The organism is Methylophaga sp. UBA4204 (genome assembly GCF_002379485.1).
Lineage (GTDB): Bacteria > Pseudomonadota > Gammaproteobacteria > Nitrosococcales > Methylophagaceae > Methylophaga.
Window position 1 is genome coordinate 1 of record NZ_DFTU01000095.1, and the last position, 7,945, is coordinate 7,945.

General features: G+C 45.9%; 9 protein-coding genes. 6 read left to right on the top strand and 3 right to left on the bottom strand.

The window, feature by feature from the left end; all coding sequences use genetic code 11:
- The 3 genes from B3182_RS14400 to B3182_RS14410 all read right to left on the bottom strand — a co-directional run.
- Positions 1-573 (bottom strand): L,D-transpeptidase family protein (locus B3182_RS14400; RefSeq protein WP_292753255.1); only part of this gene is annotated, 573 nt, incomplete at its 3' end.
- A gap of 78 nt (positions 574-651) precedes the next feature.
- On the bottom strand, positions 652-1,458 hold the full coding sequence (locus tag B3182_RS14405; RefSeq protein ID WP_292356719.1) for a spermidine synthase: 807 nt from the start codon (positions 1,456-1,458) through the stop codon (positions 652-654).
- Positions 1,458-2,342, bottom strand: a complete 885-nt coding sequence (locus B3182_RS14410) for a DUF3530 family protein (RefSeq protein ID WP_292753258.1) — start codon at positions 2,340-2,342, stop codon at positions 1,458-1,460. Before B3182_RS14410 ends, B3182_RS14405 begins: the two co-directional genes overlap by 1 nt.
- Before the next feature lie 194 nt (positions 2,343-2,536).
- Between B3182_RS14410 and rpe the strand changes: the two genes are divergently transcribed.
- The 6 genes from rpe to trpC are packed head-to-tail and all read left to right on the top strand — an operon-like array spanning position 2,537 to position 7,835.
- Positions 2,537-3,229: a ribulose-phosphate 3-epimerase gene (rpe, locus tag B3182_RS14415; protein WP_292356723.1), complete on the top strand. Its 693-nt coding sequence runs from the start codon at positions 2,537-2,539 to the stop codon at positions 3,227-3,229.
- Positions 3,230-3,232: 3 nt separating this feature from the next.
- The gene (locus tag B3182_RS14420; protein WP_292356724.1) at positions 3,233-3,901 is read left to right on the top strand and encodes a phosphoglycolate phosphatase; all 669 of its coding nucleotides are present in this window, start codon (positions 3,233-3,235) and stop codon (positions 3,899-3,901) included.
- 9 nt (positions 3,902-3,910) lie between these two features.
- Positions 3,911-5,404: an anthranilate synthase component I gene (gene trpE, locus B3182_RS14425; protein WP_292356726.1), complete on the top strand. Its 1,494-nt coding sequence runs from the start codon at positions 3,911-3,913 to the stop codon at positions 5,402-5,404.
- A gap of 15 nt (positions 5,405-5,419) precedes the next feature.
- The gene (locus tag B3182_RS14430; protein WP_292356728.1) at positions 5,420-6,013 is read left to right on the top strand and encodes an aminodeoxychorismate/anthranilate synthase component II; all 594 of its coding nucleotides are present in this window, start codon (positions 5,420-5,422) and stop codon (positions 6,011-6,013) included.
- Positions 6,000-7,028, top strand: a complete 1,029-nt coding sequence (trpD, locus tag B3182_RS14435; protein ID WP_292356730.1) for an anthranilate phosphoribosyltransferase — start codon at positions 6,000-6,002, stop codon at positions 7,026-7,028. The genes B3182_RS14430 and trpD overlap by 14 nt, the downstream gene beginning before the upstream one ends.
- A gap of 9 nt (positions 7,029-7,037) precedes the next feature.
- Positions 7,038-7,835, top strand: a complete 798-nt coding sequence (trpC, locus tag B3182_RS14440) for an indole-3-glycerol phosphate synthase TrpC (protein WP_292356732.1) — start codon at positions 7,038-7,040, stop codon at positions 7,833-7,835.
- The last annotated feature ends 110 nt before the right edge of the window (positions 7,836-7,945 follow it).

Here is a 7,945-nt window from a genome sequence, read left to right on the forward strand (position 1 = left end):
TTTAAATGACTCAAGTGAATCAATAATAATTACCGGTGTGCCTTCATCAACCCACATCGCTAACTCACGCACTTCTGAGTTACGCATCGGAATGCACCCTTTGGTCCAGTTCGATATTGCATGAATATCCAGTTTGTCTGGTGTCTCTTCACCGATACCATGGATGCCAATCTGTCCACCTAACGGTGTATTTTGCGGCGGAGTTTCATTGTAGATAAACGCTGCGAGAATCTTGCGGTATTGCGTGCGGGTTATTCTGCCATCTTTAAGCGCTTGTTTTGCATCATCCATATTGGGGTAATCCAGATGCATAAACAGATAAAACTTATCGCTGCTGCGGATATCTTTGATTCGATAATGTCCCTGGGGTGTTCTGCGATCACCTTCCTGCATTTTTGGCTGACGACCACCACTGCCAAAGGCCACTTTAAAACTGCGTAAGGTTTTGTCGTTTTTTCTAACCAGTAATTTATTTTCTGAACGCACAATCACCACTTCAATGGCCTCTGAATCTGCCATCGTGGCAGCAGCAGGCCAATGAAATAAAAAGACTAAGAAAAGCAGCCTGAGCATATGGCAGTTAATCCGCTAAGAAAAGACAATAGATTTTTATCATAAAACGCCTGAATTATCACCTGTAAATTAATATTTTTAAAGAAATAATCGGTTTAAAAATGAAATATTCTGTTTTATCAGATCATGCAATGATTGCGGTAAACCGATATCAAACTGCTGATTAAGATTTTCGGCCAGGTCTCGATGTCTTTTTAACTGGCTCACATTGAATTTTTGCTTCAACGCCAGACCAATCACATTGCCTTTATCCGCCACCGGTAGCACTAAGGTCTGATTATCAAAACTTTGATTTATCCGTTGCATCGATTGACTGAATCCTGGCCGATCGGTTCCCCATAGATTGATACTCATCAGTCCATCGTCATTAAGCACGCCGGCACAGGCATCGAAAAATGCCTGGCCACCCACACTGGCCGACATTCCCACATGATCGAAAGCATCGACCAGCAACAGATCATAAAACGCGCCATTGCTGAAAAACTGGTTACTGACAAACTGATAACCATCATCGTGATGAATCCGCAGTCTGGGATCATTATGCGGCACTTCAAAATAGCGATGTGCCACATCAATCACATCCTGCCGATATTCGATGACATCAATCTGACAATCTTCAAAATGGTGCAACAAAAACTTGACCAGTGATCCACCACCCAGTCCGATAACACAGATAGTTTTGGGCTTCGGTTGAAATAATAAGCTGGCCATCATGGCGCGGGTATAACTCAGTTCAAGCAAATGGGGTGATTGCAAGGACATGCTGCTTTGACGTGGATAAGTTCCGAAATGCAGCGATCGCTGATCGCCAATATCAACGACTTCAATAATGCCCTCATCAGAAGCGGCTTGATAAACCACTGAGCCACCATAGTAAAGGCGCATTAAGGCGCATCCTCTTCTTCAAAAAACTGCGTATATAACCAGCCATGAACCAGATTGGTTAATCGTCTGGACGAGCTGGCGAAATAATGAGCCGCTCCATTAACTTGTCGCAATTGATAATTGGTTTTCTGTTCGGTTTTCATCTGTATCTGCCGTTGCAGAACAGCTTGTTTAATAGTGTCTTTCTGACGACTGCCCAGAATTTCCAGTATTGGAATCGCCGTTTCAGTCATGCTTGTTCCTTCTGCTAATTCACCGGTATTTATCATGATTACTGCGGCAACCGGAACCGCAGTTTCGTTAAGCGTTTTTAAGGCCAGTTCTCCCCCTGCACCCTGACCAATCAAAACAATATTTTCATGACCTTGCTGCTGTAACTTTAATAACGCCGCATCCAGACGCTGGGCAGTGGTTATCGCTGTAAATTCTGCTTCCGCTGGTTCTGCCGTTTCAGTTGTATCGGCTGTTTCAGTATTTTCATTATCTGCGGACGTATTCTCAGCTTCTGTTGCTGCAGCTTCATCTGTTTCAGCCTGTTCTGCTGAATTTGCCTCATCCACAACAGCAGCGCCTTCCTCTGTGGCGGGAGGCTCTTGTTCACTCGCTTCAGTAAACCGAATAATCTTGATTGATAATGTATTCCAGCCATACCCCGGTAACTGTCGTCTTAGAATACCAATCGCAGCACTGTCGATATGTTCATTGATGTCATGCAGTAACAAAATAGCACCACGAGGTATACCTAAGGTTTGGGGTAAATACGCTGAAGCAATGGTTTGATCACCTACAGCTAATGGCTCATAGCCTTTCGTTATTGAATCCTGACGCAATATTTGCGGCTTTGCTGCTGATGTTTCATCTAAAGCACCGGCCTGTAAAGTCATGCACGGTAGAAACATCAAAAATGTAATAAACAATCGTGGGTGAATTCGCACTTGTTTTCCTATTTAGCTCGGTTGGACAACTGACGCCAGTATAAAGAGCGATAATGAATTTCAAAAGCTGAAAAAACCCGGCTTTTGGGGTAGAGTAACGGGTTTTGATAGCAAATTTTTAACTAACTTAGAGAGAATCCGACATGGCCGAATTCAAAATTGCCCCATCTATCCTCTCCGCTGACTTTGCCCGCCTTGGCGAAGAAGTGGTAAATGTACTGGCCTCAGGTGCTGATATCGTTCACTTCGATGTTATGGATAACCATTATGTCCCTAACCTGACGATCGGACCTTTGGTCTGTGAAGCTTTGCGCAAGCATGGTGTTACCGCTGAAATCGACGTACATTTAATGGTGAAACCGGTTGATCGCATTATTCCTGATTTTGCCAAAGCTGGCGCAAGTTACATCACTTTTCACCCTGAAGCTTCGGATCACATTGATCGCAGCCTGCAACTGGTTAAAGCAGAAGGCTGTAAAACCGGTCTGGTATTTAACCCTGCGACGCCATTAACGCTGGCTGAACATGTTCTGGACAAAGTAGATCGTATTCTGCTGATGTCTGTGAACCCGGGTTTTGGCGGTCAGAAATTTATTCCTCACACGCTGGAAAAATTGCGTCAGGCTCGCAAAATGATTGATGAAAGTGGCTATGATATCGATCTGGAAATTGATGGTGGTGTAAACGTTCAGAATATCCGTGAAATTGCTGAAGCCGGCGCCCGTACTTTTGTTGCTGGTTCTGCCGTATTTGGTGCTGCTCAGGATAATGATCCTAATAAATATGAAACCGTAATTGCAGCACTGCGTGCTGAATTGGCCCAGGCAAAAATCTAATCAATGGCATTAATCAAGCCAGAGCTTGCGTTAATTGATCTGGACGGCACACTGGTTGACAGTGTGCCTGATCTGGCTTGGTGTACCGATCAGACCATGCGGGCACTCAACCTGCCCGAACGTGGCGAAACCAAAGTCAGAAACTGGGTGGGTAATGGTGTTGAAAGACTTATAAAACGTGCCTTGATAAATCAACTTGATGGTGAACCTGCTGAAGCACTTTATGCCCAGGCAGCTCCAATCTTTATGGCGTTATATGCAGAAAACACCAGTAAACGCAGTCTGCTATACCCCGGTGTAAAACAGGGATTGCAATGGCTCAAGGATCAGGGCATTCATCTGGGCTGTGTGACGAATAAAGATGAGCAGTTTACGCTGCCCATTCTGAATAATCTGGGGATCCGCGATTATTTTGAACTGATTGTCAGCGGTGATACCTTGCCGCAGAAAAAACCGGATCCTGCACCGCTGCTTTATGCAGCCAATTATTTTAAAATCGAGCCACAGCAGGCTTTGATGATTGGCGACTCGGTCAGTGATGTCAATGCATCACGCGCCGCCGGTTTTCAAATCGTCTGTATGAGCTACGGTTATAACCATGGCAATGATATCCGCGCTGCTCACCCAGACGCAGTAATTGATAGTTTTGCTGAGTTAAACACTCTTTTTTAGAAGCCGAAAATGAAACAGGCACAATTCGACCAACTGGCCAGTGAAGGCTATAACCGTATCCCTCTTTATCGCGAAGTCCTCGCGGATTTAGACACGCCATTAAGTACCTATCTTAAATTGGCAGATGCGCCCTATTCCTATCTTTTCGAGTCGGTTCACGGCGGCGAAAAATGGGGACGTTATTCAATTATTGGTCTTCCCTGTGAATCCGTTATCAAAGTATTCGGTGATCAAATCAAAGTTTATCAACGTAATGTATTGATAAATGAAATTCAGCATGACGACCCGTTGACCTGGATTGCCGATTTTCAGGCGAAGTTCAATGTGCCCACATTGGAACATTTACCTAAATTCAACGGTGGCCTGGTTGGCTATTTCAGCTACGACACGGTTCGTTATGTTGAAACCCGTTTAGGCGAAGCCCCTGCAAATGACCCGCTGGGCTGCCCCGATGTGTTGCTGATGGTGTCAGACGAACTGGTGGTGTTTGATAATCTCAGTGGAAGATTGTTTTTGATCGTACATGCTGATCCAACACTACCCGATGCCTACGACCAGGCACAGCAATGTCTGGATCAGCTGATTACTGAGTTGCGGGAATCCACCCCTAAATTTAACGATAAACGTCCACAGAACTCGATTTCCGAACAGGATTTTGTTTCTGGTTTTACCCATGACGGCTTTATCGATGCGGTCAGTAAGGCAAAACAATATATTAACGATGGCGACATCATGCAGGTGGTACTTTCACAGCGTTTGTCAGTGCCTTTTCATGCGGCAGAAATTGACTTATATCGCGCCTTACGCACATTAAATCCATCGCCGTACATGTATTACCTGAACCTGGAAGACTTCCACATTGTCGGATCTTCTCCGGAAATTCTGGTACGCATGGAAGACAATGAAGTGACGGTTCGCCCGATTGCCGGCACGCGTCGTCGTGGTAAGACGGAAGAACAGGACAAAGCACTGGAACAAGAACTGCTCAACGATCCAAAAGAACTGGCAGAGCATTTGATGTTGATCGATCTGGGGCGTAATGATGTGGGCCGGGTCAGTCAGACAGGTACGGTAAATCTGACCGATAAAATGGTCATCGAACGCTATTCACATGTGATGCATATTGTTTCCAATGTGACTGGACAGGTTCTCCCCGGAATGACGGCAATGGATGCACTGCGTGCTACCTTCCCGGCCGGTACCGTCAGCGGTGCGCCGAAAGTGCGTGCAATGGAAATTATTGACGAATTAGAGCCGGTTAAACGCGGCGTTTATGCTGGTGCCATTGGGTATTTGTCCTGGGCTGGCAACATGGATACAGCCATTGCTATCCGCACAGCCGTCATCAAAGACAAGCAACTGCATATCCAGGCAGGTGCCGGTATTGTCTATGATTCTGTTCCGGAAATGGAATGGGAAGAAACCATGAATAAAGCCCGTGCGATATTTAAAGCTGTTGCCATGGCTGAGGCAGGTCTTGAGCCGCCAAAACCAACTGAATAAATAACAGGACACCTTATGCTGTTAATGATTGATAACTATGATTCGTTCACCTACAACCTGGTGCAGTATTTTGCTGAACTGGGTGCTGAGGTGAAGGTGCAGCGTAACGATAAACTGACCATTAACGACATAGAGACCCTTAACCCTGAACTTATAGTGATCTCACCCGGTCCTTGCACGCCAAATGAAGCTGGAATTTCATTAGACGTTATTCATCAATTTGCCGGCAAAAAACCTATTCTGGGTGTCTGCTTGGGCCATCAGGCAATTGGTCAGGCATTTGGGGGCAATGTTGTGCACGCACGCGAAATCATGCATGGAAAGACTTCACCGGTGCATCACAACAATGTCGGTGTATTTAAGGGATTGAATAATCCATTGCAGGCAACTCGTTACCACTCACTGGTCATAAAAAAAGAAACGCTGCCCGATTGTTTTGAGGTGACTGCATGGACAGAAAATCCGGATGGCAGCATTGATGAAATTATGGGTGTCCGGCACAAAACCCTGCCAATTGAAGGGGTGCAGTTTCACCCTGAATCCATTTTGACTGAACAAGGTCATCAATTATTAAAAAACTTCCTGGATGAACACCATGGCGGACAATGAATTTACCATGCAGGCAGCCATCAAGCTGATCACCCAGCATCAGCATCTGTCTGAGCAGCAAATGACTGCAGCAATGCGGATGATTATGACCGGCGAAGCAACAGACGCTCAAATTGGTGGCTTCTTGATTGGTTTACAGATGAAAGGCGAAACCATTACCGAAATTGCGGCAGCAGCGTCGGTAATGCGTGAATTAGCCACGCCAGTACAGGTAACCGGTGAACATATTATTGATACCTGTGGTACCGGTGGCGATGGTGCCAGCAGCTTTAATGTCTCCACCGCCAGTGCCTTTGTAGTGGCTGCGGCCGGTGGCAAAGTCGCAAAACATGGCAATCGTTCTGTCAGCAGCACTTCCGGCAGCGCTGATGTATTGGAAACAGCGGGTGTGAATCTGGAACTAACACCTGAGCAGGTAGCCCACTGTGTTGAAACAACTGGTGTCGGCTTTATGTTTGCCCAACGCCATCACGGTGCAATGAAATATACCGTTGGGCCTCGCCGTGAAATGGGTGTCCGCACTATTTTCAATTTGCTCGGCCCACTGACCAATCCAGCCAAAGCCAAACATCAGGTAATGGGTGTATTTGATAAAAAATGGGTTGAACCGATTGCCCAGGTATTGCAAAAACTGGGCAGTAAACATGTGATGGTGGTGCATGCCGAAGATGGTATGGATGAAATCAGCATCGGCGCCGACACCTTTGTCGCAGAGCTTAAAAATGGCGAGATTTCCACCTACACAATCAAACCCGAAGATTTTGTGATGCAACGAGTTGATATCAGTCAGCTGACCGTCACCAATGCACAGCAAAGTCTCGATATTATTCAGCGTGTATTTGCCGGTGAACCTGGCCCTGCCCGCGATATTGTTGTGCTCAATGCCGGCGCTGCCATTTATACAGCAGATTTGGCTGACAACCTTGCTGAAGGCGTTCGTCAGGCAAAACATTATATTGATAGCGGTATTGCTCAACAAAAACTAGATGCACTCATCACCTGCAGCCAACTTTAAAGATCGTTTATGACTGACACACCCGATATTCTGAAAAAAATTCTACAACGTAAACAACAGGAAATTGCCGAGCGCAGTAAACGTTTGCCTATTAATCTGTTACAGCAATTGGCTGAAAACGCTGAACCGGTACGCGGTTTTGTTGAGGCGATTGAACGTAAACTGGCTGCTGGACAAAGCGCCGTTATTGCTGAAGTTAAAAAGGCCTCACCCAGTAAAGGCGTGCTACGCGAAGACTTTCGCCCTGCTGAAATTGCCTTGTCTTATGAAAACGGTGGCGCGGCCTGTTTATCGGTATTGACCGATAAGGATTTTTTCCAGGGCCATGAAGATTATCTGAAACAGGCGCGTACGGCCTGTCAGCTACCGGTCATTCGTAAAGATTTTATTATCGATCCCTATCAGGTATTTGAAGCCAGGGCGATCGGCGCCGATTGTATTTTGTTGATTGTTGCCGCGTTGGATGATGATCAACTGGAACAGTTAAGTCAGTTAGCCATTCAGCTGGATATGGATGTGCTGGTTGAAGTGCATAACGAAGAAGAGTTGCATCGTGCATTGGTATTGAATCTGCCTTTGATAGGCATCAATAACCGCGATTTACATACTTTTGAAACGTCGCTGGAAACCACTATCAAGTTACTTAATTTCATTCCCGATGAAACAATTGTGATCACCGAAAGCGGTATCCTTGGTAAGGAAGATATCACTTTCATGCGTGAGCACGGTGTGAATGGTTTCCTGGTTGGCGAGGCTTTTATGCGGGCAGATGAACCAGGTGAAGCGTTAGCCAACCTTTTTAATTGAGGCATTCACACCACGATGGTCTTCGTCAAACAATACCATCGTTTTACCGTGCGCCCACAGGATGCCGCGTTCCTGTAATTCTTTTAATACCCGGCCGACCATTTCCCGCG

Excerpts from the sequence above, each read along its gene's own strand:
- B3182_RS14405 (WP_292356719.1), bottom strand. The coding sequence starts at position 1,458 with ATGCGCCTTTACTATGGTGGCTCAGTGGTTTATCAAGCCGCTTCTGAT.
- B3182_RS14410 (WP_292753258.1), bottom strand. The coding sequence starts at position 2,342 with ATGACTTTACAGGCCGGTGCTTTAGATGAAACATCAGCAGCAAAGCCG.
- rpe (WP_292356723.1), top strand. The coding sequence starts at position 2,537 with ATGGCCGAATTCAAAATTGCCCCATCTATCCTCTCCGCTGACTTTGCC.
- B3182_RS14420 (WP_292356724.1), top strand. The coding sequence starts at position 3,233 with ATGGCATTAATCAAGCCAGAGCTTGCGTTAATTGATCTGGACGGCACA.
- trpE (WP_292356726.1), top strand. The coding sequence starts at position 3,911 with ATGAAACAGGCACAATTCGACCAACTGGCCAGTGAAGGCTATAACCGT.
- B3182_RS14430 (WP_292356728.1), top strand. The coding sequence starts at position 5,420 with ATGCTGTTAATGATTGATAACTATGATTCGTTCACCTACAACCTGGTG.
- trpD (WP_292356730.1), top strand. The coding sequence starts at position 6,000 with ATGGCGGACAATGAATTTACCATGCAGGCAGCCATCAAGCTGATCACC.
- trpC (WP_292356732.1), top strand. The coding sequence starts at position 7,038 with ATGACTGACACACCCGATATTCTGAAAAAAATTCTACAACGTAAACAA.